Annotated in this window: 26 protein-coding genes; 4 read left to right on the forward strand and 22 right to left on the reverse strand. The window is 63.8% G+C overall.

Annotation, left to right across the window (positions count from 1 at the left end; genetic code table 11):
- Window positions 1-178: 178 nt before the first annotated feature.
- Window positions 179-697: an SRPBCC family protein gene (locus tag G5V57_RS32035; protein WP_165173014.1), complete on the reverse strand. Its 519-nt coding sequence runs from the start codon at window positions 695-697 to the stop codon at window positions 179-181.
- 25 nt (window positions 698-722) lie between these two features.
- Entirely contained in the window at window positions 723-1,100 is a 378-nt protein-coding gene (locus G5V57_RS32040) for a metalloregulator ArsR/SmtB family transcription factor (RefSeq protein ID WP_165173016.1), read from the reverse strand.
- A gap of 134 nt (window positions 1,101-1,234) precedes the next feature.
- Between G5V57_RS32040 and phhA the strand changes: the two genes are divergently transcribed.
- A complete protein-coding gene (phhA, locus tag G5V57_RS32045; RefSeq protein ID WP_165173018.1) occupies window positions 1,235-2,086 on the forward strand; it encodes a phenylalanine 4-monooxygenase in 852 nt (283 codons plus the stop codon).
- Window positions 2,087-2,128: 42 nt separating this feature from the next.
- Here phhA and G5V57_RS32050 read toward each other — a convergent pair whose 3' ends face one another.
- The 5 genes from G5V57_RS32050 to G5V57_RS32070 all read right to left on the reverse strand — a co-directional run bounded on the left by G5V57_RS32050 (window position 2,129) and on the right by G5V57_RS32070 (window position 6,519).
- Window positions 2,129-3,904, reverse strand: a complete 1,776-nt coding sequence (locus G5V57_RS32050; protein WP_165173020.1) for an SLC13 family permease — start codon at window positions 3,902-3,904, stop codon at window positions 2,129-2,131.
- A 65-nt stretch (window positions 3,905-3,969) separates the two neighbouring features.
- The gene (locus G5V57_RS32055) at window positions 3,970-4,272 is read right to left on the reverse strand and encodes an AzlD family protein (RefSeq protein ID WP_165173022.1); all 303 of its coding nucleotides are present in this window, start codon (window positions 4,270-4,272) and stop codon (window positions 3,970-3,972) included.
- On the reverse strand, window positions 4,269-4,973 hold the full coding sequence (locus tag G5V57_RS32060; protein WP_165173024.1) for an AzlC family ABC transporter permease: 705 nt from the start codon (window positions 4,971-4,973) through the stop codon (window positions 4,269-4,271). The genes G5V57_RS32055 and G5V57_RS32060 overlap by 4 nt, the downstream gene beginning before the upstream one ends.
- A gap of 79 nt (window positions 4,974-5,052) precedes the next feature.
- A complete protein-coding gene (locus tag G5V57_RS32065; protein ID WP_165173026.1) occupies window positions 5,053-5,916 on the reverse strand; it encodes an AraC family transcriptional regulator in 864 nt (287 codons plus the stop codon).
- A 57-nt stretch (window positions 5,917-5,973) separates the two neighbouring features.
- Window positions 5,974-6,519 carry an NADPH-dependent FMN reductase gene (locus G5V57_RS32070; RefSeq protein WP_165173028.1) on the reverse strand — a complete coding sequence of 182 codons (546 nt, stop codon included), beginning with the start codon at window positions 6,517-6,519 and terminating at the stop codon, window positions 5,974-5,976.
- A gap of 76 nt (window positions 6,520-6,595) precedes the next feature.
- Here G5V57_RS32070 and G5V57_RS32075 point away from each other — a divergent pair, with 76 nt between their 5' ends.
- A complete protein-coding gene (locus G5V57_RS32075; protein WP_165173030.1) occupies window positions 6,596-7,513 on the forward strand; it encodes a LysR substrate-binding domain-containing protein in 918 nt (305 codons plus the stop codon).
- Here the strand turns inward: G5V57_RS32075 and ligA are convergent.
- From ligA to G5V57_RS32125, 10 genes are all read right to left on the reverse strand, one after another.
- A complete protein-coding gene (ligA, locus tag G5V57_RS32080) occupies window positions 7,510-9,609 on the reverse strand; it encodes an NAD-dependent DNA ligase LigA (RefSeq protein WP_165173032.1) in 2,100 nt (699 codons plus the stop codon). The two genes, G5V57_RS32075 and ligA, sit on opposite strands and share 4 nt — an antisense overlap.
- Before the next feature lie 116 nt (window positions 9,610-9,725).
- Entirely contained in the window at window positions 9,726-10,328 is a 603-nt protein-coding gene (locus G5V57_RS32085) for a PadR family transcriptional regulator (RefSeq protein ID WP_165173034.1), read from the reverse strand.
- A gap of 118 nt (window positions 10,329-10,446) precedes the next feature.
- Window positions 10,447-11,454 (reverse strand): ABC transporter ATP-binding protein, encoded by a 1,008-nt coding sequence (locus G5V57_RS32090; protein WP_165173036.1) that lies wholly within the window; start codon window positions 11,452-11,454, stop codon window positions 10,447-10,449.
- Entirely contained in the window at window positions 11,423-12,736 is a 1,314-nt protein-coding gene (locus G5V57_RS32095; RefSeq protein ID WP_165173046.1) for an amidohydrolase family protein, read from the reverse strand. The genes G5V57_RS32090 and G5V57_RS32095 overlap by 32 nt, the downstream gene beginning before the upstream one ends.
- Window positions 12,726-13,553: a carbohydrate ABC transporter permease gene (locus G5V57_RS32100; RefSeq protein WP_165173048.1), complete on the reverse strand. Its 828-nt coding sequence runs from the start codon at window positions 13,551-13,553 to the stop codon at window positions 12,726-12,728. The genes G5V57_RS32095 and G5V57_RS32100 overlap by 11 nt, the downstream gene beginning before the upstream one ends.
- A complete protein-coding gene (locus G5V57_RS32105) occupies window positions 13,550-14,458 on the reverse strand; it encodes a carbohydrate ABC transporter permease (protein ID WP_165173050.1) in 909 nt (302 codons plus the stop codon). The genes G5V57_RS32100 and G5V57_RS32105 overlap by 4 nt, the downstream gene beginning before the upstream one ends.
- A 10-nt stretch (window positions 14,459-14,468) precedes the next feature.
- The gene (locus tag G5V57_RS32110; protein WP_165173052.1) at window positions 14,469-14,717 is read right to left on the reverse strand and encodes a hypothetical protein; all 249 of its coding nucleotides are present in this window, start codon (window positions 14,715-14,717) and stop codon (window positions 14,469-14,471) included.
- A 3-nt stretch (window positions 14,718-14,720) separates the two neighbouring features.
- Window positions 14,721-16,037: an ABC transporter substrate-binding protein gene (locus G5V57_RS32115; protein WP_165173054.1), complete on the reverse strand. Its 1,317-nt coding sequence runs from the start codon at window positions 16,035-16,037 to the stop codon at window positions 14,721-14,723.
- A gap of 2 nt (window positions 16,038-16,039) precedes the next feature.
- Window positions 16,040-17,260 (reverse strand): adenosylhomocysteinase, encoded by a 1,221-nt coding sequence (locus G5V57_RS32120; protein WP_165173056.1) that lies wholly within the window; start codon window positions 17,258-17,260, stop codon window positions 16,040-16,042.
- Window positions 17,257-18,507: an adenosylhomocysteinase gene (locus G5V57_RS32125; RefSeq protein ID WP_165173058.1), complete on the reverse strand. Its 1,251-nt coding sequence runs from the start codon at window positions 18,505-18,507 to the stop codon at window positions 17,257-17,259. The genes G5V57_RS32120 and G5V57_RS32125 overlap by 4 nt, the downstream gene beginning before the upstream one ends.
- Before the next feature lie 138 nt (window positions 18,508-18,645).
- Between G5V57_RS32125 and G5V57_RS32130 the strand changes: the two genes are divergently transcribed.
- The gene (locus G5V57_RS32130) at window positions 18,646-19,629 is read left to right on the forward strand and encodes a LacI family DNA-binding transcriptional regulator (protein ID WP_206530135.1); all 984 of its coding nucleotides are present in this window, start codon (window positions 18,646-18,648) and stop codon (window positions 19,627-19,629) included.
- On the opposite strand, the gene G5V57_RS32135 is transcribed toward G5V57_RS32130, so the two are convergent.
- Both G5V57_RS32135 and G5V57_RS34975 read right to left on the reverse strand, forming a co-directional pair.
- Entirely contained in the window at window positions 19,630-20,304 is a 675-nt protein-coding gene (locus G5V57_RS32135; RefSeq protein ID WP_206530136.1) for a nucleoside hydrolase, read from the reverse strand. It abuts the gene before it with no gap.
- Window positions 20,201-20,542 carry a nucleoside hydrolase gene (locus G5V57_RS34975; protein ID WP_206530137.1) on the reverse strand — a complete coding sequence of 114 codons (342 nt, stop codon included), beginning with the start codon at window positions 20,540-20,542 and terminating at the stop codon, window positions 20,201-20,203. Before G5V57_RS34975 ends, G5V57_RS32135 begins: the two co-directional genes overlap by 104 nt.
- Before the next feature lie 96 nt (window positions 20,543-20,638).
- Here G5V57_RS34975 and G5V57_RS32140 point away from each other — a divergent pair, with 96 nt between their 5' ends.
- Complete coding sequence (locus tag G5V57_RS32140; RefSeq protein WP_165173060.1) at window positions 20,639-21,490, forward strand: MBL fold metallo-hydrolase; 852 nt, start codon at window positions 20,639-20,641, stop codon at window positions 21,488-21,490.
- Window positions 21,491-21,554: 64 nt separating this feature from the next.
- Here G5V57_RS32140 and G5V57_RS32145 read toward each other — a convergent pair whose 3' ends face one another.
- The 3 genes from G5V57_RS32145 to G5V57_RS32155 form a co-directional block, all read right to left on the reverse strand.
- Window positions 21,555-21,977 carry a hypothetical protein gene (locus G5V57_RS32145; protein ID WP_165173062.1) on the reverse strand — a complete coding sequence of 141 codons (423 nt, stop codon included), beginning with the start codon at window positions 21,975-21,977 and terminating at the stop codon, window positions 21,555-21,557.
- 209 nt (window positions 21,978-22,186) lie between these two features.
- Window positions 22,187-23,857, reverse strand: coding sequence for a DNA repair protein RecN (gene recN / locus G5V57_RS32150; protein WP_165173064.1), 1,671 nt, complete (start codon window positions 23,855-23,857; stop codon window positions 22,187-22,189).
- A gap of 215 nt (window positions 23,858-24,072) precedes the next feature.
- Window positions 24,073-24,996 (reverse strand): outer membrane protein assembly factor BamD, encoded by a 924-nt coding sequence (locus tag G5V57_RS32155; protein ID WP_246737448.1) that lies wholly within the window; start codon window positions 24,994-24,996, stop codon window positions 24,073-24,075.
- Window positions 24,997-25,053: the final 57 nt, after the last annotated feature.

Genomic DNA, 25,053 nt, shown 5'->3' on the forward strand with positions numbered 1-25,053 from the left:
AATGTCCCGAATCCGAAGTTCGCCACAGCCAGCGGGACCTTCCGAGCGAACTTCGGATTCGGAAGGACACTAGAAAACCTAATGATCCTAGTGTGCTTTTGAACGCGAAGTTCCTGTCGGTGCAAGCCGCCTGATATCAGGAACTTCGCGTTCAGCACACTAGAAGTGTGTCGTTCGCTCAGGCCGCGCCGCGCCTGTCCGCCTGGCCGGCCAGAAACTTGTCCAGCCGGTTGTAGCCTTGCGCGGCGCCGTCCTCCATCGGCGACTTGAGCACCGCGTCGCGTGCCGCGCGCGAAGAATAGAGGATCGTCTGCTCGACCAGAGTTTTGCCGTCCTTCTCGGTGAAGAGCGTAGTGACCAGCGTCTCGCCGCCGGTCCAGTCCTCGTCGAAGATCTCGGTATGGACGATGCGCGAGGGCCGCTTGATCTCGCGGAACGCGCCGCGCATGCCCATGCTGTTGCCGTCCTTGTGTTTCCAAACATAGTGCATCTTGCCGCCGGCCTTAAGCTCGAGGTCGCAGACCGGCAGCGACCAGCCTTCGGGCCCGAACATCCAGCGCTTGATGAGCTCGGGCTTGGTGAAGGCGTCGAAGACGAGATCGCGCGGCGCATCGAACAATCGTGTGAGCAATATCTCGCGGGCGCCGGGGGCCGACACTTTAAGGCCGACCGTGGTTCTGGGTGTAGCGGCATTCATTTCGGCATTCCTCCGGACTTGGACATCATTTACGCTTTCCTTTGGCTCCGGGCGTTGCCGCCCTTGCTTTTTTCTTCGCCGCCTTGAGTTCGTCCAGCAGGGCGTCGAGTTGCCGGAACTGGCCTTCCCAGAAGCGGCGGTAGTTCTCGAGCCACTCCTCCATTTCGGCGAACGCCCTGCCTTCGATCCGGCAGGGCCGCCTCTGCGCATCGCGGCCGCGCGAGATGAGGCCCGCCTGCTCCAGCACCTTGAGATGCTTGGAGACCGCCGGCTGGCTCATGGAGAACGGCTCCGCGAGTTCCATGACCGAGGCCTCGCCCAGGGCGAGCCGGGCGAGAATGGCCCGCCTGGTCGGGTCGGCCAAGGCCGAGAACGCGGCATCGAGATGGCTGGACGGCGTCATTCTATAACCAAATGGTTTTATAAAGATTTGGTTTTGGACGAAAAGACCGCCGCCGTCAAGCGCCGCGGTGCCGGCGCCCCCGATTCGCGCTATCATGGCGCTCCGCCGTATCGGCGCTAGAAGGAGTGCATGCCATGACAGCCTTGAAGAAAGAGGATGTGCGGGCTGACTTTACCATCGACCAGCCCGTCGCCAGCTACACCGATCAGGACCACGATACATGGCGGACACTGTTCCGCCGCCAGGCCGAGATCCTCAAAGGCCGCGCCTGCGATGAATATCTCGATGGCCTTTCCGGCCTCGGCGTGGCCGCCGACGGCATTCCCGATTTCAGGAAGCTCAGCGAGGTTCTCGGCAAGGCGACCGGCTGGTCGGTCGTCGCCGTACCGGGTCTCGTGCCCGACGATGTGTTCTTCGACCATCTCGCCAATCGCCGCTTCCCCGCCACCTGGTGGATCAGGAAGCCCGAGCAGATGGATTACCTCGAAGTGCCCGATGTCTTTCACGACCTCTATGGCCATGTGCCTCTCCTGATGAATCCGGTGATGGCCGATTTCGTCGCCGAATATGGCAAGGGTGGCGTCAAGGCGCTGAAGCTCGGCGCGCTGCCCAATCTGGCGCGGCTCTATTGGTACACGGTCGAGTTCGGCCTGATGGAAACGAAGAAGGGCATGCGCATCTACGGTGCCGGCATCATGTCGTCGAAAGCTGAGTCGATCTACGCGCTCGAGAGCGACAGCCCCAACCGCGTGCGCTTCGACCTCATGCGGGTGATGCGTACCCGCTACCGGATCGACACCTTCCAGAACACCTATTTCGTGATCAGGAGCTTCGAGGAGCTGTTCAAGGCGACCTCGCCTGACTTCACCCCACTCTACAAAGCGCTGCAGAAGCAGCCCGAGATCGCCGCCGGTGACATTGTCGATGGCGACGACGTCCTGCATCGCGGCACCCGCAAAGGCTGGGCCGAAACACCGGATGCGTGAGCCGGAGACGCTGCCGGCGCGGGAGTTCTCTCTCCCGCGCCGCTACAGCGGCCAGAATATGAGGATCAGAGGCACGCCGGCCAGAAGCACGATGAAGGAGAGTGGCAGGCCGAGGCGCCAGTAATCGCCGAAGCGATAGCCGCCCGGCCCCATTACCAGCGTATTGCATTGATGGCCGATGGGGGTCAGGAAATCGCACCCCGCCCCGATCGCCACTGCCATCAGCAGGGGATCGGGGTTCATCTTGAGCGACGTCGCCAGTGACACCGCGATCGGCGCCAGGATCAGCACCGTCGCCGCATTATTGAGGAAGGGCGTCACGCACATGGCGATGAGAAGCATGATCGCCACATAACCCCATGGCGGAAGGAAATCGGCGAGCAGCGACACGAGATGGGCGATAGTGTCGGTGAGGCCCGTCGACTGCGCCGCATCGCTCACCGGGATGAGAGCGCCCAGCATCACCAGGATCGGCCAGTCGATGGCATTATAGGCCTCGCGCAGCGTGATGCAGCCGGCGAGCACGACGAGTGCGGCGGCGATGAAAAAGCCGATCGCCACGGGCATCAGACCGATCGCCACCGCCAGCATCGCGGCGGCGAGGATAGCGATCGGCAGATAGGTATTTCTCGTCCGTCCAAGCCCCAGCGGCCGCTCCGCCAGGGGCAGAAGAGCAAGCTCGCCCAGCGTTTCCGGCATGAAGCGCATATTGCCTTGCAGCACGATCGCATCGCCCGCTCTGAGGCGAACGGATTTGAGCCGGTGCGTGATCCGGCTGCCGCGCCGACTGACCGCCAGAAGATTGAGTTCGTATCGGTTGAAGAGCTGGTTCTGCGATATGGTGCGCCCGACCAGCGGCGATTCCGCGCCGACCACCGCTTCCATCACCCCGATCTCGTCGCTGGCCGCTTCCTTGGCCGGCGTCTTGTCCTGGCGCACCAGCACGAGCTTGCCCACCGCCACCGCCCTTTCCAGAGCGGCCGGCTCGCCATGCAGGATGAGCGCGTCGCCGGCGCGAATCTTGGTCGCCTTGCCGGGTTTGGACTTATTGAGCCCGCCGCGGATCAGCACCGCGACATCGATCTCGTCTTCAGCCTGTTTCTCGAGCTCGGCGATCGGCTGGCCGACCAGCGGCGAATCTTCCGGTACGGTGGCCTCGGTCGCATAGGCGTCGAGATTGAAGGCGGCTTCGATCGAGGCGGTGGCGCGCCGCCCGCTCGGCAGCAGGCGATAGCCGAAGGCCAGAAACACAATGCCGGCCGCCGTCAGGCCGATGCCGACAGGCGCGAAGTCGAACATGCGGAAGGGTTCGCCGAGCAACTTCTCACGCGCCTGCGAGACGATGATGTTGGGCGAGGTGCCAACCAGCGTGATCAGTCCGCCGAGCAGAGAGGCGAAGGACATCGGCATCAGCAGCACTGAGGGCGAGGTGCCGGTGCGCCGGGCGAATTTGAAGGCGATCGGCAGGAACATCGCCAGCGTGCCGATATTCTTCACGAAGGCCGACAGGATCGCGATGCACGATGTCAGCGTCACGATCTGGGCGCGCGGCTTCGACAAGTCGAAAGTGGCGTGGCTCATCGCCAGCTCGACAATGCCCGAGCGCGAGACGGCCGCACTCAGGATGAGCGCGCTCGCCACGATGACGACGATGTCGCTGGAGAATCCGGTGAAAGCCTTCTCCGCCGGCACGATGCCGACGAAAAAGGCGGCGATGAGGGAGACGATGGCGACCAGGTCATAGCGGAGCCTGCCCCAGGCGAACAGCGCCATCATGGCGACAATGGTTCCAAGCGCCAGGATTTGCTGTTTGTCCATTGCCACCTTAACGCCGGGCACGGGAACAAGTTCCCGCCCGCTGGAACGGCAATGCCGTTAACTTATCAGAAGATCATCCGCAGCAGCACGACGCTCGCCATGCCGACGAGGATGGTCACGATCATCGGCAGCCTGAGGAAGGCGGCCGCCGCCGTGATCGCCGCCGCGATCGTCTCGGCGACGCCGGTGGCGATGATGTTGGGCGCGATGACCGCCATCAGGATCGCTGGCGGCAGCGCGTCGAATGCCGCCTTGGTGCGGCCTTTGACGGTCACATGGCGCATCAGGAAGAGGCCCGCGACACGCGTCGCATAAGTGGCGAGCGCCATGCCGATGATGGCGATGAGGGTGGAAAGATGGAGGGTCATGACGTAGCCCTGGCCTCCTCTTCCTCGGCATGCAGCAGCACGGCGACAGCAACGCCGGCAAGGCCGCCCAGAACGATATACCAGGCGCCCGGAATGGTGAGCTTGGCCAGGGCGGCGGCAACGGCGCTTGCCGCGAGCACGGCGCCGGTCCTAGGCCCTTTCCAGAAGCCCGCCAGAATGCCGATGAACAAGGCGGAGAAAGCGAAATCGAATCCGTAAGCCGCCGGGTCCTTGAGCCAGGCGCCGGCCAGCGCGCCGATGACGCTCGTCACCGTCCAGGTCACGACCATCGGCACCCCAAGGCCCAGATAGTAGGCCATGGTCAAAGGCTGGGTGAGAGCGCGCCGTTCCGAAAAGGCCCAGTTCTCGTCCGCCATCATATAGAGCAGTGCGGCCTGCCAGCCGGGTGGAACAAGCCCCATATGGCGCGACAGCGAGGCGCTCATCAGCACATGCCGGATATTCACGATGAACACCGTCATGCTCAGGAAGAACCACGGCGCCGGGTCGCGCCACAATTCGATGGCGATGAATTGTGAAGCGCCGGCGAAAACGCTGACGCTCATCAGGCCGGTCTCGAGCGGCGACAGGCCTTTGCTCGCGGCGAGCGTCCCCCAGAGAAGGCCGATCACGCTGGCGGCGGCGATTACCGGCAGGATGTCGATGACGCCTTGTCTGAATTCGCTGGCGGCCTTGCTCATATTCTACTCCCGAGGGAGCGCCTCTCTAGCAATCGCGGCCATAGCCGTCTTGAAGGATTTTGCGCGCCGAATGCGATGATCAGTTGAGGAGAGCGCGATACTGGCCGGGCGTCACGCCGAGCCTCGCCTTGAAGCTTCGCGTCATATGCGCCTGGTCGGCGAAGCCGCATTGGAGCGCGATATGGCTGGGACTTTCGCCTGCCCTGAGCAATTCGCGCGCAAGGTGCACGCGCCGGTCGATGAGCCAGGCATGCGGTGTCAGCCCGGTCGCCTTGCGGAAAATGCGGATCAGATGCCAGGCGCTCAGACCCACATGGGCGGCGAGTGCCTGGAAGTCGGTGGCTTCGGAAATACGCGCCATCAGATAGTCTTTGGTGCGCACGATGGCGTCCGGTTCCTCACCCGCGGCGATGATCGACGGCAGGCCGCCGCCATAGCGCTCGACTGCCGCCAAGTAGAACGCGATGAGCTTCTCGTCGGCGAAGAGCGGCTGGTCGTTGCTTTCAAGGGCGCGATGCGCGGCGCAGAACATCTGGGCCAGTTCCGGATCACGCGCGCCCGGCATGCGGAAGCGCGGCGTGCCGACGGATCGCCCCGTCGCCTCGCGCAGCATTGCGCCGAGGAAGTCGGGGCTTGGATAGGTCATTCGGTAGGAATAGCCGTAGGTGTCGGGCGAACCGTCATGCACCTCGTCCGGATTTATGAAGCAGATCGTGCCCGCCTCGCAGCGAACCTTGACGCCCTTATGCATGTAGGAATGCACGCCATCGAGCGTCACGCCGATCACATAGGTCTCATGCGTATGGGGCGGGAAGACATGCTTGCGGAAGGTGGCGGTGAAGCAGTCGAGATCGCCATGCCGCGACACCCGCCAGAAATAGGTCTCGTCTTCCGGAGAGAGGCTCTCGGGACCGACGGAGTCGCGCGGCGAAATCTGCAGCATGGCTCAAATATAGCATTCCGGCCGATGGCCGCTTGAAGAAAATTGCTCTGAACCATTTCAGGTGAGACGTGTGATCCATCTGGTCAGGGCCTCGACATAGGTGCTGAGTGCCTTATGCGCCCTAGCGTCAGTCACATTGTCGGCGTCATCCAACAGGCCCTCCTTGAAGACAATATAGGCCTCGGGCCGACCCATCAGGGCGACGCCGAGCGAGGTGAGCACGCCGCGCAGATGCGTCTGCGCCACGGCGGTTCCGACCGCGCCGCCGGACGTGCCGATGACGGCGCCCGGCTTGTCGAGCCACACGCTGGTGCCATAGGGCCGCGTTCCCCAGTCGATCGCATTCTTCAGGGCAGCGGGAATGGAGCGGTTATGTTCCGGGGTGACGAAGAGCACCGCATCGGCTGCCGCGATCTCTTGCTTGAACCGCACGACGGCGGCCGGCAGTTCGGTTTCCATATCCTGATTGTAGAGGGGCAAATCGCCGATCCTGGCCGTCAGCAGATCCAGCCCCGGCTTGGCGATCAGCGCCAGCGCCCGAGCCAACCGGCCGTTGAGCGAGGCCTGGCGCAGCGATCCGTTGATGACGGCGACAGTCGGCATATTTCGATCTCCTGTTTGGCCATCGGAGTGTTGGGTCGATTGCCTTGGCCGCGCCAGCGCATTATCGTGCCGGCCTGTGAGCGCACGTCACACCCTGTCAGTGCCAAAACTGCCGCCGCTCGAAGCGGTGCGGATGTTCGAGGCGGTTGTCCGGCTCGGGTCGACCGTCGCCGCAGCGAAGGAACTGGGACTCACCCATGGCGCGGTGAGCCGGCGCGTGCGCTCGCTCGAGGATCATCTGGGCACTTCGCTTCTCGCGCGCGGACGTGGTGGACGGCTTGTGCCGACCGAAGCAGGCAAACACTTTGCCGATGCGGCGAACCGGGCTTTCATCCTTATCGCCCACGCGGCTCAGACTACGGGCCGCGGCAGCGCCAGATTGCGCATGGTCAGGATCAACACCACCGCCTCCTTCGCGTCGTTATGGCTGCTTCCGCGTCTGCCGAATTTCCGCGCCCGCCATCCTGCCTTCGAAATCTGGGTGTCGGAGAGCCAGTCTCTCATCGAGCCCGGCGCCCATTCCGGCATCGACATGGCGATCAGGACGGGCCGGGGCAACTGGCCGGGCGTCAGGGCCGAGAAGCTGATGGAAGACTCCGTGATCGTTGTCGCAGCGCCGCGGATCGCGGCGCGCTTGCAAACCCCGGCGGACATCAAACGGGCCACGCTGTTGCACGATGAAGTCACGGCGATCTCCTGGGCCGACTTCACCGAAGCCCTTGGGCTCGCAAGACCGGATTGGGCGACGCGAGGACCACGGCTCGCCTCGAGCCTATTGCTGTTACAGGCGGCGGTCGCCGGCGAGGGCATTGCCCTGGTACCGGCGCGGCTTGCCGAGGCGCATCTCGAACAAGGAAGCTTGGTCCAGCCTTTCACCGTGAGAGTCGACGACAGGCTCGCACACTGGCTGGTGCGCCCGCAACGCGAGCTGTCGTCACCCGCGATCCGGGCCTTCACCACATGGCTGCGAAGGCAGGCCGGGAAAAAGAGCTAACCGCCGACGCGGCGGAACCACTCGTCCTCATCGATCACCTCGACGCCGTGCTTCTGCGCGTCCTTGAGCTTCGAACCGGCGCCGGGACCGGCGACCAGAAGATCGGTTTTCTTCGATACCGAGCCCGCCACCTTGGCGCCGAGCCGTTCCGCCATGGCCTTGGCCTCCTCGCGCGTCATCTTTTCGAGAGCGCCGGTGAAGACGACGGTCTTGCCGGAGACCGGGCTCTGCCGCACCGCTTCGAGCGGCGCCGCGCTCACCTGTGCCAGCAGTCTGTCGAAGACCTCGACATTATGCGGCTCACCGAAGAAGTCGACGACCGCTTCGGCGACGATGGGGCCGATGCCTTCATGCGACAGAAGCTCCTGATAGGCCTCCTCTTCCTTGCCCTTGGCGGCCGCGCGCATGGCTTCGCGCAGCGCCTCCGCCGTTCCATAGGCGCGCGCCAGAAGTCTCGCATTGGTTTCGCCGATATGGGGTATGCCGAGCGCGAAGATGAAGCGGTCGAGCCCGATCTCGCGCCGCGCATTGATCGCGACGAAGAGGTTGCGCGCACTCGTTTCACCCCAGCCTTCGAGCTCCGCGACCTTCACCTTGCGCTCTTCCAGCGTGAAGATGTCGGGCGGCGACGCGATGAAGCCGAGCGAAAGGAACTCCTCGATCACCTTGTCGCCCATGCCCTCGATATCGAAGGCGTTGCGCGATACGAAGTGCTTCAGGCGCTCGGCGCGCTGGGCAGCACAGATGAGGCCGCCGGTGCAGCGCCGGACCGCGTCGACCTTGCCGGTCTTCTCATTGACCTCGCGCACCGCGTGGCTGCCGCAGACCGGACAGGTGGTCGGGAATTCGTACGGCTTGGCGCTTTTGGGCCGCTTGTCCTCGACGAAGCCAAGGATCTGCGGAATGACGTCACCGGCGCGCTGCACGATCACCGTGTCGCCGATGCGGATGTCCTTGCGCTGGATCTCATCCTCATTGTGAAGCGTCGCATTGGCGACGACGACGCCGCCGACGGTGACGGGCTTGAGCCTCGCCACCGGCGTCATGGCGCCGGTGCGGCCGACCTGGATGTCGATGCCTTCGAGGATCGTCATCGCCTTTTCGGCGGTGAATTTATGCGCGAGACCCCAGCGCGGCGCCCGGCTGACGAAGCCCAGCCTTTGCTGCCAGTCGAGCCGGTTCACCTTGTAGACGACGCCGTCGATGTCGTAGCCGAGATTGGCCCGGTCGGCCTCGATCTGGTGATACTGCGCCAGCAACTCGTTGGCCGAATGGCAGAGCTTCATCAGCGGATTGACCGGGAAGCCCCAGCGCTTGAAGGCCTGGATGACGTCCCATTGCGTAACGCCCGGCAGTTTCGACACCTCGCCCCAAGTGTAGGCGAAGAAGCGCAAGGGCCGGCTTGCGGTAATAGCCGGATCGAGCTGGCGCAGCGAGCCTGCCGCGGCATTGCGCGGATTGGCGAAGACCTTTTCGCCGGCTTGAATCTGTTTCTCATTCATCCGGGCGAAGTCCTTGTGGGACATATAGATTTCGCCCCTGACCTCGAGCACGTCCGGGACGTCCTTGGCCGTGATGTGATTGGGGATGTCCTTCACGGTGCGGACATTGAGGGTGACATTCTCGCCTTCCGAACCGTCGCCGCGTGTGGCGCCCTGGACGAGCTTGCCCTTCTCGTAGCGCAGCGACAGCGACAGGCCGTCGATCTTGGGCTCGGCCGTCACATCGATGGGCGCGTCCTCGGCGAGATTGAGGAAGCGGCGGATGCGACCGAGGAACTCCACCACATCTTCATCCGAGAAACCGTTGCCGAGGGAGAGCATCGGCACGCGGTGCCGGACCTTGCCGAATTTAGCCTGTGGCGCCGCCCCTACCCGCTGCGAAGGCGAGTCGTCGCGTATGAGTTCAGGAAAGCGCGCCTCGATCGCCTCATTGCGCAGGCGCAGCGCGTCGTAATCGGCGTCGGAAATCTCCGGCGCGTCCTCACCGTGATAGCGCTCATCGTGATGCGCGATCTCGGCGGCAAGCCGCTGCAATTCGCTGGCGGCTTCCTTCTGGGTGAGCTTGTCGACGGTCTTCTTGGCGGCAGGGGTCATGGTTCGGCGGCTCGTTTCCTTCCGAAGGCGAATAGAACAAATCCCGCCAAAGTTGAAGGCTTTGGCGGAAATGACTTGTTCCAGGATAGCCGGACGAGCCCCTTAACCTGTCAGGATCAATTCTCCGGCCCGCCGACGATCTGGCGCGCCGTCGCCTCGATGAGCTTGCGCACCCGTTCCGCCTCCTCCGTGGTCCACGGACCGCGCCGCATATGGAGCGACTGCTTCAGCGTCCGCATCGCTTCGCGCACCGATTCCGGCGTCGAATGCATAGCGAAGGCCTGGGCGGCGAGATCCATGCGTGCCTGGATGCCCTTGAGCGGGACGCTGTTCTCCTCCAGGAACTGTCGGCCCGCTTCGGTCGCCTGATAGAGCTTCTTGGTGCCGCTCTGGCTTTCCGTCACGATGTAATCCTGCTCCTCGAGCAGCGTCAGTGTCGGATAGACCGCGCCTGGGCTCGGGGCGTAGTTGCCGCCGAATTTCTCCTCGATGGCGCGGATGAGTTCATAGCCGTGGCGCGGCTTCTCGGCGATCAAGGCCAGGAGGACGAGTCGCAGATCGCCGTGGCCGAACATGCGGGCACCGCGGCCGCCGAAAAAGCCGCCGCGCCCGAAGCCTTCATCATCGCCGGCAGGCCTGCCCCTGCCCCAGCGCCCGACGGGCGCGCAATCGTGGTGGCGGCCGTGGCCGCCCTGATGTTCATGATGACGTCCAAACATGAGATATATCCTTCGATAGTTACTAAGATTGCATATTAAGATATATCTTAAGAGTCAATCTGACAAGGCCTATCGCAGTTTCCTGATGCATTTTCAGTCTATCTGATTGTTATTCCTGCTATTTCGGAAGCGGTTTGCCGTCCGCGTCGAACAGATGGAATTCATTCGACTTCGGCGCGAGCCTCACCTCGGCACCGGCGTCATGGACGGCCTTGCCGGGCTGGCGCAGCACCATCGGCGCCTCCGCGCCGATATCCACATAAATAAAAGTATCGGCGCCGAGATTCTCCGCATAGACCACCTTGCCCGCCCAGATGCCGTCCGCCGAAACGATATCGAGATGCTCGGCCCTCACCCCGACGGTGTGCGCCTTGAACGCCTGCGCGAGCTTGCCCGTGAAGAAGTTCATGCGCGGCGAGCCGATGAAACCCGCCACGAATTGCGATTGCGGACGCTCATAGAGCTCCATGGGCGTTCCCACCTGCTCGACGCGGCCGTCCTTCAGCACGACGATGCGCTCGGCCATGGTCATCGCCTCGACTTGGTCATGCGTCACATAGATCATCGTCGTGTTGGGAAGCTGCATCTTGAGCTGGGCGATCTCCATGCGCATGCGCACCCTGAGCGCCGCATCGAGATTGGAAAGCGGCTCGTCGAACAGGAATACCTTGGGATCGCGCACGATGGCGCGGCCTATGGCGACACGCTGGCGCTGGCCGCCCGACAGCTGCGCCGGCAGGCGGTCGAGATAGGGCGTGAGCTGCAGCTTCTCCGCCGCCGCCTCGACCTTGCGCCTGATCTCGTCCTTGGCAAGGCGCTGCATCCTCAGCGAGAAGGCCATGTTGCCGAACACATCCATATGCGGATAGAGCGCGTAGTTCTGGAATACCATGGCGATGCCGCGCTGCGCCGGCTCGACATCGTCGATGACCGCACCGTCGATCTCGATCGTGCCTTCGGTGGCCGCCTCGAGCCCTGATATGCAGCGCAGCAAGGTCGACTTGCCGCAGCCCGACGGACCGACGAACACGACGAATTCGCCCGATCTGATGTCGAGATTGATGTCCTTCAGGACATCGACGGTGCCGAAGCGTTTATGGAGCTTGCTGATCTTGAGATCGGACATGTCTCTCTATCTCACTTGCTTTGTCGCGACCGTCATGCACCACGCGGCCTTGCGCCACGGTGAGCACGCACCGCCCCTCTCCCTGCTCGACCAGTGCGCGCTCGACCTCATCGCCCGTGACGTCGATCGCGAAGATCGCCAGATCGGCCGGACCACCTTCAATCAGCGCGCCATAGCCCCGCTTCGCCATGCCGAGCGCCCGGGCGCCGCCCGAGGTCGCCGCCTGCACTAGCCGCGTCCATAGATCGCCTTCACGATAGCCTTGCTTGCGGGCGATCTCCGCCAAGGCTTTCACATCCGCCATCAGATCGAGCGACGGCGCCGAGGCCAGTGAATCGGTGCCTACCGCGATATCGTGGCCTTCGCTGAGATAGGCGGCGACCGGTGCCTCGGCGAGACCGATCACCGCATTGGAGCGTGGACAGAGGGCCACCCGCGTCTTCCGCTGGCGCAGCAGATCACGTTGGCACTTGTCGAAATAGACGCCATGCGCAATGTGCGTGCATTCGCCCAGCAGGCCTACGCTGTCGGCATAGGCGGCGGTCTTGAGACCCGAGCCCTTCTGGCGCACCAGATGATATTCATCGCGAAGATCGCCATAGATGAACAGCACCGCCGGATCACCGGTGAGATAGAACGCCTCCTCGAGCGCCGATTCCCCCAGATGCGTGTGCAACCTTATGCCGCGCGATCTGGCGAGTTCGACAAGGTCTGAGACGACACAGGGATCGAGATTATAGGGCGCGTGCGGAGAGATCCCGGTCGTGATCGTCGCCTTGTCACCGAGCCATTTGATCAGCTCTTCGCGCCCGCCATTCGTCCATGACCGTGTCGTCTCGGCGATGACTTCCAGATATTCGATACCGCTCGCCTGTGCGGCGGCAATGGCGCCGCGCGCTTCATCGCTGGTGATGATTTCCGAAAACACTGTCGTGCCGGTGGCGAGGCCGAGCTTGGCGCCCTGCGCCGCCGCCCGCCCCCATTCCCAAGTTTCCCGGTCATAGAGCGCTTCGAATGCGACGCTCCAGTCCTCGAAGCCGCGATATTGCCCACGGCCCAGAGCATTAAAACCGCTATATTGCAGATGCGTATGAGCATTGACGAGGCCGGGCGTGATGACACCGTCCGTCCAATCGATATCGACGGCGCGGAACTGCGGCGGCAATTTCGCCTCAGGCCCGAGCCAGGCAATGCGGCTCCCCTCGACTGCCACCACCGCGTCGCGCAACGGCTCTGAGGCGACCGGCACCACCCAGTCCGCGCCATAGATCCTATTTGCCACTGCCGGCTCCGAATCCGGCGGCGAGCGAGCGCTGCGCCACCATGAACACCAGCAGCACCGGAATGAGCGAGACGAGTGCCGCCGCCGCCTGGCCTTGCAGATTGACATCCTCACGCGTCGACAGTGTCGTCGCCGCCAGCGTGAGCGTGTAGACCTGCGGATTGCCCTGCAGCAGCGTCGCGGCCATGAGAAGATCGCCGAAAGTCCACACGAAGACGAGCGCCACGATCGAGGCCAGCGCCGGGCGCGACATCGGCACCGCGATATACCAGAAGATCTTCAGCACCCGGGCGCCGTCGAGGGCGGCGGCCTCGAGCAGCTCCGTCGTCAGCGCCTGGCGGAAGAAGGTGTGGATGAGATAGATGGCGAAGGGCAGGCTCGCCACGCCGGCGATGATGCCGGCCACCACGATATTATTGACGAGCCGGGCGCTCGCCAGCATGACGAAGACCGGGATAAGCCAGGCCACCATCGGAATGGCGTAGCCGGCGATGAGCAGGAGATTGAGACCGCGCGCCGCTCGGCCATGATGGATGCGGAACCAGAAAGCGCCGGCCAGCGCCGTCGAGGCGCAGACGATGCAGGCGATCACCGCAACGATGAGCGAGACGATCAGCGCCTGGCCGAGATTGGCCTGCGTCCAGGCGGTAACGATATTGTCGAGGGTGAAGGATCGCGGCAGTCCGCCGGGCGCCATGATGTAGTCCTGGCGGGTACGGATCGCGGTGGCGACGAGGAACAGCAGAGGCAGGATGAAGGCGAGACTGATCGCCGCCATGATCGCGGTGCGAAATTTGCTCGTGGTTCCCGCTTTCACTTCGGCGCCCTCTTGAAGAAGGTTTCGACGAGCGCGCGTACCGCGAAGCCGATGGCGGGAAACAGGATGATCGCGCCGACCAGCGCGATCGATTGCGCCGCCGCCGTGCCATAGAAGCCGAAGCGCATGAACTGCTGATAGATGGAAAAATCCATGGTGGCGCTGGCGAGGCCGGGCCCGCCGCCGGTCAGCACATAGATCCAGCCGAACATGAACAGGAAGATGCAGACGATCTGGAACATCGCCCACAGGAACACGGTGCCGCGCACGCTCGGCACCGCAATATGCCAGAACTCGCTCCAGAAACGGGCGCCGTCGAGCCGCGCCGCCTCGAAGATATTCTGCGGCACGGCGGCGAAGGCCGCCGAGAAGATGAGCACGCCGACCCCGAAACCCGCCCACAGGACGACGAAGATGATGACCGGCTTCACATAGTCGACATTGGTCAGCCAGGGATGGGCGAGGAAGCCGAGCCCCGACGTCTCAAGCGTCGCATTCACCGGCCCGTCGGTGGCAAGCAGTGTGCGAAAGACGAGGCCGACAATGGCCGGCGACATCACCGCGGGCAGGAAATAGATGGAGCGGAAGAGCCCCGGCCGCCACACGCCCTCGCGCAGCGCGAAGGCGACGACGAGCGGGGCTGCCACCCAGAGCGGCAGGCCCAGCAGATAGAAAAGCTGGTTGCCGGCCACTTGCCAGAACTCCGGATCGGCGAACAGGACGTCGTAATTCTTCAATCCGATGAAGGTCGAGACGCTGCCCGGCTGCCAGTCATAGAGCGAGCGGAAGGCCACATAGCCGAGAGGCAGGAAGAGGACGAGCGTTTCGAGCACGATCGCCGGCAGGAGAAGCACCAGCCCTCCATCCAGCGCGCGCCGCCAACCTCTCCTCTTCACCGCCTGCATGGTTCAGCTTTCACGCGCGCATATCTTCTTCAATCAAAGAGGCGGCGAGCCCTATCCGAAATTTCCCCCTCTCCCGCTTGCGGGAGAGGGTGCCCGACAGGGTGGGTGAGGGTGTCTGTCTCAAGATATCCGACTCCATAACGATCACTCGTGTTGCGGAGAGAACACCCTCATCCGGCGCTTCGCGCCAGCTTCTCCCGCAAGCGGGAGAAGGGAAAATCTCGAAGCGCGAAACCGCCGGTTGATAGGCAAAGGACATATTTCAGTTCGTCTTCGCGAAGGCCGCCTGCGCGCTCTCCATGAACTGCTGGACGGTCATCGTGCCGCCCATAAGAGGCGCCGCATTGCGCTCCATCACCGCCAGCACCGGCAGCGGGAAGGCGGCGAAGCCCGTGTGGTTCTCAGGATTGGCGAGCAGTGCCATATAGGCGGCCTGCATGTCGTTCTGCGCCTGCGCCTGGAAGCCGGTAATATTGGGCGGCACACCGATGATGCCCCACAATTTCTCCTGCGTTTCCTTGCTGGCGATGAAATTGACGAAGGCGGCCGAGGCTTCCGGGCTCTTCGTCCACTTGGTGACGCTCCAGCCGGCTTCGGCGCCCGCATCGACCAGATTCTTATGCTTGGAGGCCGGTACCTGCGGCAGTGCCATCGCCATCGTTTCCGGCTGGTCGCCGAGCAGCCGCATGGCGCTGCTCATCGTGCCGTTGACCAATATGGCGGCACCACCCGAGGCATATTGAACCGTCGTGTCGTCGAACATGTTGCGGCCCAGCGCCTTGTCGTCGCCAAAGCAGCCGGCATTCTTCATGTCCATGATGTAGTTGACGGCATCGGTGAACAGCTTGTCGTCGAGCTTGAGCTCGCCCTTGACCCACTTGCCGAGCGCCGCCTTGTCCATCATCTGGCTGGTGATCATATAGAGATAGGTCTCGAACAGATAACCGTCCTTCCAGCCCGAGGCCATCGGCTGGATGCCCTTCTCGGTCAGCGCCTTGCAGGTGGCGAGCATCGCGTTCCAGCTGGCGAGCCCCGCCGCCGGATCGATCCCGGCCTGCGCGAACATGGCGCGGTTGACCAGCATGACATAGCCATAGGAGCCGGTCGGCAGGATATAGAGATTGCCGTCGGCCGAGTAATTCTCGTCGAGATATTTGATCTGCGGGCGAAGAGTCGCGTCGATCGCGTCCTGCAGCGGATAGAGCCCGTTCTTGTAGCTGTAGGCCTGCGCCGAGCCGTACATGGTGATGACATCGGGTCCGCTCTGCGCCACGACCGCATTGCGCACCTGGTCGAAATAGGTGCCGTACGGCATGTCGATGACCGTGACCGTGACTTGCGGATGGGCCTTCTGGAAGTCGGCGGCAATTGCGTTATAGGCCTCCGCCCCCTTCTCGTAGTTGCCGGGCAGGAACGACCAGACGGTGAGCTCCGTCTTTGACTCGGGGATCGGCCCCGTCTTCAGCTTGTCGGTCGCCGCCGGCTCCTCGCCACAGGCGGAAAGCGCGAACAATGCCGTCGCGAGCGCCACGCCCGAAACGCCCTTGCGCAGCCACGTCGAAACACCACCCATCGTCATAATCACCAGCTCCGTATTGCCGTTGCCAATTGTTCCGTCATCGGTTCGATCACGCCGCCTTCATGGCCGAGCCTGATCAGCGCCACGTCACGCTCCGCCGCTTCCGAGATCGGATAGAGCCCGGGAGCCTTGCGCGACGCATCGCCCGCCAGTTCCTCGACCGCGATCGCCTGCAGCGACAGCGACAGGTCCATGACCTCGATCGGATTGCCTTCGCCGCCCGAGCAGTTGATGCAATGGCCGTCCGCCATCACGCGGATACGGGCGCCGCCGGGCAGCGTGTATTCGGTGACCCCTTGGCGCACGTCCTTGGCCGTCCCGAGGAAACGCAGATAATCCATGGGCAGCTCGAAGTCGCCGCCACCCGCGGTGCACAGGAAAGCGCCGTCCGGCAGCTTGTGCAGATGTGCTTCCGTCACCACGCCGGCGATGCCGGTCGAGGCGAAGACCACTTCGGTCGCGGGCGCGGCGAGCTCGACGCTCTTTACCGCATGGCCATCATGGATCGCCTGCAGGGCCTTGACCGGATCGAGCTCGGCGACGGTCACGCGCGCACCCAGCGCCGCCGCGTGCGCCGCAACACCCTTGCCAACCCAGCCATAGCCGATCACCAGCACCTCGCGCCCGGCAAGCTGGAGATTCGTGATGTCGAGAAACGCCATCACGCAGGATTGCCCTGTCCCGTACACATTGTCGAAGAGATATTTCATCCGCGAATCATTGACCGCGATGACGGGAATGCGCAGCGCCCCCTCCTCATGCATCGCGCGCAGCGGACGCACGCCGCTGGTGGTTTCTTCGGCCGCCCCCAGCATCGATGAGACGAGATCGGGGAATTCGCGATGCGCGAGCCGGATGAGACTGGCGCCGTCATCGATCAGAATATCGGGCCTGGTCTTGAGAAAGGCGCGGGCGAGTTCCAGATCGCGCGCCGCCGTGGCGCCGGCCTCCGCGAAAACCGCGATGCCTTGCGCTTCTAGCGCCTGCACCACGCGGGCCTCCGTCGAGCTGCCGCCACAATAGACACTCACCTCGGCGCCGGCGCGTTTGAACGCCAAAGCGAGATTGGCCGTCTTCGGTTCGAGCACCAGGGAAACACCGATCCGCTTGCCACGGACCCGGCCGGACTCGACGAGACGGCGGGCGATCGCGGCGAGCACCGGCATGCCGCGGCCGGCCCAGGCGATGCGCTCGGCGCCTTCTTGCGCGAGATTGACTGTCATGGCGTCGGCATTCCCTCTATCCACTGCGCGATGTCGTCTTCCTGCTCGCGGCGCGCCGCGCTCAGGCTGATGCCCATGCTCTTGAGCTTCGCCGCCGCAATCGCGTCATCGAGCGCTTTCGGAATGATATGGACGCCGGGTGCCAGGCCGGCTGTGACCAGATGATGCGCGCCCAGCCCCTGCACCGCGAAAGTGAGGTCCATGATCTCGACCGGATGGCCACTGCCGCCGGCGATGTTGACCAGGGCACCACCCGACAGCACATGCAGGTCGCGCGACGCCACGCGGAATGTCGTGATCTGGGGCCGGGTCTCGCGCCGGTCATTCGTCAGGCCCGCCAGCGCCTCGACATCGATTTCGAGATCGTGGTGGCCGGCATTGGCGAGGATGACATCATGGTCGAGATGGGCGAATTCGCTGGCGCCGATGGCGCGCATGCCGCCCGTCGCGGCGATCACCATGCTCGCCCCCGGCAGCATATCGGCGGCCGTGCCGACCTTGTGGCCGTCCATATGAGCCTCGAGCGCGCGGACCGGATCGGCCTCGACGACGCGTGTATGGGCGCCCATCGCCTTGGCATAAAGCGCGATGCCGCGACCGACATAGCCATACCCGATCACCGCGACACGGGCGCCGGCGATCTGCCGGTTGGTGAGCCGCAGGATTGCCTGCAGCGTCGTTTGTCCCGTCGCGTAGCGGTTGTCGAACAGATGCTTGCTGCGCGCGTCATTGGCGGTGAGCGCCGCGAAAGGCAGCTTCCCCGCCGCCCGGAGCGCATGCAGTCTCGCCGTGCCCGTCGTCGTCTCCTCGGAGACGCCCTTGAGACGCGCATAGAGCTCAGGACGGAACCTGCCCATCCGCATGGTGAGCTCGGCGCCGTCATCGATGATATAATGCGGTCCCCAGTCGGCGGCGGCGAGAAGCTCGCGCTCCCAGCTCGCATGATCGCCATCTGGCGCCGAGACGACCGCGAGGCCGCGCGCTTTCAGCGCCTCGACCACCGGGCCTTTCGTCGTGCGCGGATTGCTGCCGGCGACGACGACCTCGGCTCCGGCATCGGCGAGCACGGTGGCGAGGAAGGCCGTCTTGGCTTCGAGATGCACGACGACCGCGATCCGTGCGCCTTTCAGGGCGCCGTCGGCCAGGGTTTCGCGGACCAACCCGTTGAGTACCGGCGAATGCCGGCTCACCCATTCGATCTGGGCTCGCCCGATCTCGACATCGCTGCCCGTCGCCAATTGCGTCATGCCCCCTGATCCCCGAACCCGCCATTGACCCCGCCGGCAAGGCTGGGTTATTCCTTATCTAAGCGCTTAGCTTATCGCAATGTCAATGTATCGCCGGTGTTTTCCGATGTGCTGTGAACAAGCAAAAGGCGGCTGACGATGGCAGAAGGCGCCCGCCGCCCCACCCTCGCCGACGTCGCCCGGCTGGCCGGCACCTCGACGGCGGTGGTGAGCTATGTGCTGAATGACGGCCCGCGCGCCGTCGCTCCCCAGACCAAGGCGCGCGTCGCGGACGCCATCGCCCGGCTCGGCTATCGGCGCAACCCGCTGGCGAGCGCGCTGATGGCGGGGCGTTCCAATCTCGTCGGCCTTCTCGTGCCCGATTTCTCGAACGCCTTCTTCAGCGAACTGGCGCGCGAATTCGAGCGCGAAGGCAAGTCGCGCGGCTTCCTCACCTTGATCGGCAACACTGCCTATGACCCGACGGTCGAGCTCGACTACGAGCACGCCTTCGCCGACCTGCGCCCGCGCGGCATCTTCGTCACCAGCATCACCGGACATGCCGAGAGCCTCGATGACTGCCCGCGCATCTATGTCCATTCCGCGCCATCGGGCGTCAGCGATCCCAGCGTTCTTTTCGACGATGCGGGTGGCGGCATCGCCGCGACCCATCATCTGATCGCGCAAGGCTACGAGAATATCCACTGCGTCGCAGGCCCGGACGATTTCGGTCCTTCCGGCCGGCGCGAGCGCGGCTGGCGGCAGGCGATGACGGAGGCGGGCCTTGCCATCGAAGGCAGGTTGCATCGCGTGCCTTTCGAAAGATTGCGGGCGGAGAGTGAATTGCGCCCTCTGCTCTCAGCCCCGCAACGGCCGCGGGCGATCTTCGCCACCACCGACGAGCAGGCGCTCGCCGCTCTGCGCGCCGCCGCCGAATGCCGCCTGCGGGTACCGGAGGATGTGGCGATCGTCGGCTTCGACGGCATTCGCGAGGCGCTGAACGGCAGCGCACGTCTCACCACCTACGCTCTGCCGCTGCGCGAGCTCGCCCGGCGCGCCTTCGAGGTGCTCGACGGGTGGAAGGTGTCAGGCAATCCCTCGCATCTCATCGCCGGGTCGATGCAAATCGGCGAGACGTCCTGATCAACCAAGACGCGCGATCCCGTCGAGGAACACGTCCACGACGCGATCATACTGGGCCTCGACGCATACGCGGGTCTTCTGCCCGTTGCGCGGCGCGAGCAGTGTCTGGCCGAGCCGCTCACCGGTGAGCACGACCTCGACATCGCCCTCCTCCATGCGGAAGAGATCGGGCCGCAGCGCCGCGATGACGGTCGCCGGATCATGCAGGCTGCAGCCTCTCGCCCCACGCCCCAGATAGACGTCGATATAGAGATCCGAGATCGCCGCCAGGAAGCCGCCGAATTTCGGCGAGCGCTCGGCGAGCGCGGCGAAATCGTCTTTCGTGAGCGACGTGCGGTCGGTGACGTCAAGGCCCACCAGCACGGTCTCGGCACCCGAACTGAGCACGATCTGCGCCGCATCCGGATCGTTGTAGATATTTGCTTCGGCGAAGGGCGTCACATTTCCGCGCGCATGAACGACGCCACCCATGACGACGATCTTCGCTACATTCTTCGCGAATTCGGGATCGCGCTCGATCGCCGCGGCGATATTGGTGAGTGGCCCGATCGGAAACACCACCAGTTCCCCCTTATGGCGTTTCGCCTGATCGATGAGGAAATCGACCGCGTGGCTGTCGATCGCGCGTCCCCCTCGGACGGGGTGCCGGCAGCGCGCCGAAACCCTGCTCGCCATGTATCCAGAAGACCGGCTCCCACGGTCCGCCGCGGAAGGGCCTGCCCATTCCTTGCGCGACCGGAATGGGGCGGCCGATCATCTCGACCAGGTGCAGCGCGTTGCGCGTGCCCATCTCGACCGGAACATTGCCGTAAACGGAAGTCAGCCCGATAAGCTCGATCTCGGGACAGGCGGCGGCGAAGAAGATCGCCATCGCATCGTCGACGCCCGGATCCGTATCGATAATCGCTTTCATGTGCTCCCCTCGCATTCGGAGCGTTCATACATGCGCGCGCCCGGAGCACAAGATGCTGTCTTGGCTTTGCCTTAACGTCACGACATAGTACGGCCCATGCTTTTGCGCCCTGACGTCTACAGCTTCGATTTCGGCGCCTTCCGGATCGCCGCCCTGCTGGATGCGACGGATATCCGCGGCGGCCTTGCCGCGAGCTTCGCCTTGGGCGAACCCGACGCGCATGTGCGTGAGCTGGCGGTGACGAATTTCATCGATCCGGACCGTTTTGAGCATCCCTTCATCCCGATCTTCATCGATACGGGTGCGGCGAAGATCCTGTTCGACACCGGCCTCGGCGCGCCGGAAAGCGCGCTTCTCCCGAGCCTCGCCAGGATCGGCGTCGCTCCGGGAGTTGTCGACATTGTCGTCCTCACACATGGCCACCCCGATCATATTGGTGGCCTGCGAGCCGGTGCATCACTTGTCTTTCCCCGTGCGCGCTATGTGTTCGGTGCCGCCGAGTTCGATTTCTGGGTGCGCGGCGAAAACGTGCGGCAGGCGCGGCGCGCCGATCGCGAACTCTTCATGCGCAGCTGCGCGCCCCTTGCGGACAGTGCAACATTCGTGAATCCGGGTGATGAGATCCTTCCCGGTATATCGGCGATCGATGCCGCCGGGCATTCACCCGGCCTCCTCGCCTGGCGCATCGCAAGTGAGGGAAAGCAACTGCTGATCTGGTCCGATACCTGTCTGCACTACATCGTGTCGCTGCAGCGGCCGGACTGGCAGGCGACTGTCGATGACGACAAGGAAAAGGCCGCGGGCACGCGCCGGCATCTGCTCGCTTTCGCGGCTGACGAGCGACTTCTCGTCGCCGGCTATCACATGCCCTTCCCCGGACTTGGCTTTGTCGAGCGCGTGAAGGACACCTTTCGCTGGATCCCGGTCAGCTACCAGTTGAATCTGTAAGCACCGGTTCCCGCCCGCCGGGGACGCCAACAGGCGTGTCCTCTCGGATTGATAGTCGCGGTCCTCAGCCGATGAATTCGGGTGTGGTGACCGCCTCGTCCTTCTTCACTGCCTCGCCGACCGGAGGCAATTGCAGCACGGTTCCGACCTGTCCCTTCCTGAGGCGGGTCACGAGCACGATCTTGCCGTTCGGAAACTCCAGCGCGTCGTGATAGGCGGCAGGCTGGTCCATATTGATCTGGGTGAACCGGGCGACGCTGCCGCCGAGCTCTCCGATCTCCATGCCGAGCCCGCCGAGCGTGCCCTGATTGCTCTCCACGTCATTTTCAAAAGCAAGTTCCGTACCCGGACGAAGACATACGGCAATGCCGGGTTCGCCCACGGCGCAGAAGCCATGCGTGACCGAGCTGTCGAATGCGGACGTTACCAGCTTGTCGCCGACCTTTGCGGGACGAGAGGCGACGTGATGCAGACTATAATCGCACATCAAAGAATCTCCTCTACTGTGAACAGCCAGGATGGTTGTCCTTGATGAATCAATGCACATCATGGTGGCTATCCTGTGTCCGAGACATCGCGACTGCATGTCGTAATGTTCCAAAGCGCTCCCCACCAATCATGCTGCAGATTTGGGAAGCACTACTGATATGGATTCAGCGAGTACTTTCTAATAGCGACGCGAACACCCGGTTTTGATCAGGAACTGGCGCGCAGGAGCTGGTCGGCCTGGGCGCGGGCCTCTTCTGTCACCTTGGCGCCGGACAGCATACGGGCAATCTCCTCACGCCGGCTCGCGGCGCCGAGTTCCTGGACGCGCGTGACCATGCGCTTCTTGCCGACCTCTTCCATCTTGCTGATCAGCATATGCTGGCCGGCCTGGGCGGCGACTTGCGGCGAATGCGTCACCGCCAGGACCTGCAGGCCCTTGGCGAGACGCGCCAGCCTCACCCCGATCGCATCGGCGACGGCGCCGCCGACACCGGTGTCGATCTCGTCGAAGACCAGAGTAGGCGCCGATCCCTTTGCCGCCAGGATCACCTTGAGCGCCAGCATGAAGCGCGCAAGCTCGCCGCCCGATGCGACCTTCATCAAAGGCGACAGAGGCGTGCCCGGATTGGCGGCAACCAGGAATTCCACCTTGTCGAAGCCATGACTGCCGCCGCGGCCGCGATCGGCCTCGACGCGCGTCTCGAAGCGCGCTTTGGCGAGCTTCAAGGGCGCCAGTTCCTTCACCACCGCGTCGTCGAGCTTGCGCGCGATCTTCTTGCGCTTGTCGCTCAGCTTGGCCGCCGCCTCGTCGAAAGCATCGCCATGCGCCTTGAACGCTGCTTCGAGCCGCGCCAGCTCGGCGCCGCCATCGGCGATCGCCTGCAGATCGCCTTCCATCTTCTCGCGCACGCTCGCCAAGGCATCGACGGTGCATTTGTATTTGCGCGCCGCGGCTCTGAGCGCGAAGAGCCTTTCTTCCGACTGCTCAAGTTCGCGCGGATCGAAGGCGAAGGAGCGCAGAGCCTCCGCCGAGGCGCGATGCGCCTCGCCCATTTCCTGAAGCACCCGGTCGAGCGCCTCGCAGATGCGGTCGAGCCGACCCTGTGCCTGGTCCTTGCGCCGTTCGAGCTTGCGCAGGGCTGCGTTGAGACGCGCTTCGACGGCGCCGTCGCCATTCAGAGCGTCTTCCGCGTCGCTGAGCGCGCTCGCGAACTGCTCGGCATTCATCATCAGCTGGCGCTTGTCGGAGAGCAGGGTTTCCTCTTCCGGCTGCGGATCGAGCTTGCGCAACTCGTCGGCGGCGTGGGTCAGATAGTCCCGCTCGGCCTCGGAACGCGCAAGCAGCGCCCTGTGTTCGGCGAGCTTTGTCTCGGCGGCGCTCAACGTTTCCCACAGATCGCGCACTTTCTCGGCTTCGGCTTCGAGCCCGCCAAAGGCGTCGAGCAGCCGCCGGTGATTGGCGGAATTGACCAGGGCCCGGTCATCGTGCTGGCCATGGATCTCGGTCAGCGTGCCGGCGATCTGGCGCAGGAGATTGAGGCTGATCGGCTGGTCGTTCACGCTGGCGCGGCTCGGACCGTCGGCATTCTGGATGCGGCGGATGACGAGCTCGCCATCGGCCTCGATATCCTGCGCTTCGAGGAGGCCGAAGGCGGCATGCGCCTTGGGCAGAGAGAAGGCCGCGGTCACGACGCCCTTCTCGGCGCCATTGCGCACCAGGCTGCTGTCACCGCGCGCACCAAGTGCCAGGCCCAGAGCGTCGAGAAGGATGGATTTGCCGGCCCCCGTCTCGCCGGTGAGTACGGTGAGCCCGCGCTCGAGCGTGAGGTCGAGCTTTTCGATGAGCACGATATCGCGGATGGAGAGCGCCGTCAGCATGGCGCCCTTATAGCTGAGTCTGCGAGAGGACGAATAGGGCCCTCACTCCGGCACTCTAGTGTCCCGAATCCGAAGTTCGCCACAGCCAGCGGGACCTTCCGAGCGAATTTCGGATTCGGAAGGACACTAGAAAACCTAATGATTCTAGTGTGCTTTTGAACGCGAAGTTCCTGTCGGTGCAAGCCGCTGATATCAGGAACTTCGCGTTCAGCACACTAGAACGGGTTGACCGTGTTCAGCGCCTTGCTGATCCAGGATTCCTTGTTCTCGGCCGGCAGGATGCCGTCGTTCTTCAGGAGTGCATAAGCGTCCTGATACCACTGGCTGTTGGGATAGTTATAGCCGAGCACGGCCGCGGCGGTCTGCGCTTCCGACTGGATGCCGAGCGCCAGATAGCCTTCGGTCAGCCGATAGAGCGCCTCCGGCGTATGCGAAGTGTTTTGATATTCGGTGATCACGCGCTTGAAGCGGTTGATGCCGGCGAGATAGGAGCCCTTCTTCAGGTAATAGCGGCCGACTTCCATTTCCTTGCCCGCCAGGTGGTCGCGCGCCAGCGTCGCCTTGGCGGCGGCATCTTGCGCATAGGCGGTGCCGGGATAGCGCTGGACCACTTCCTCGAGCGAGGCGAGCGCCTTCTGGGTGTTGGTCTGGTCGCGCCGGACGTCGATGATCTGCTCATAATTGCTGAGCGCGATCAGATAATACGCATAGGCCGCATCCTTGTGGCCGGGATGCAAGGTGAGGAAGCGCTGCGCCGCGTTGATCGCCTCGTCATAGGCGTTGCGCTGATACTGCGCATAGGCCTGCATCAATTGCGCCTTGGTGGCCCAGGCCGAATAGGGGTGCTGGCGTTCGACCTCGGCGAAGGTCTTGGCCGCGGTGCGATATTCGCCCGACTGCATCTGCTCGAGGCCCTTGTTATAAAGAGGGCCGACGGGCTCGGTCTGCTCTGCGGCTGCCATGTCGGGCGCAATGCCGTCGCCCGAGCCGGAGGAAGCTGCCTGCGTCGAGGACGATGATCCGCTGTCCAGCAGATTGGACATGCTGGAACAGGCGCTGAGCACCAGTGCGACGGCAATCACGGAACCAAAGCGCAGCCCCGCGGCAAGCCGATCACCAGTCCTGGACAGAAGAGTCAACCGTTGAATTCCCGCTTGAGATGTCAGATGAGGCCGCCTTGTACCCCTCCACGATCC

The sequence above is a fragment of the Nordella sp. HKS 07 genome (assembly GCF_011046735.1).
Lineage (GTDB): Bacteria > Pseudomonadota > Alphaproteobacteria > Rhizobiales > Aestuariivirgaceae > Taklimakanibacter.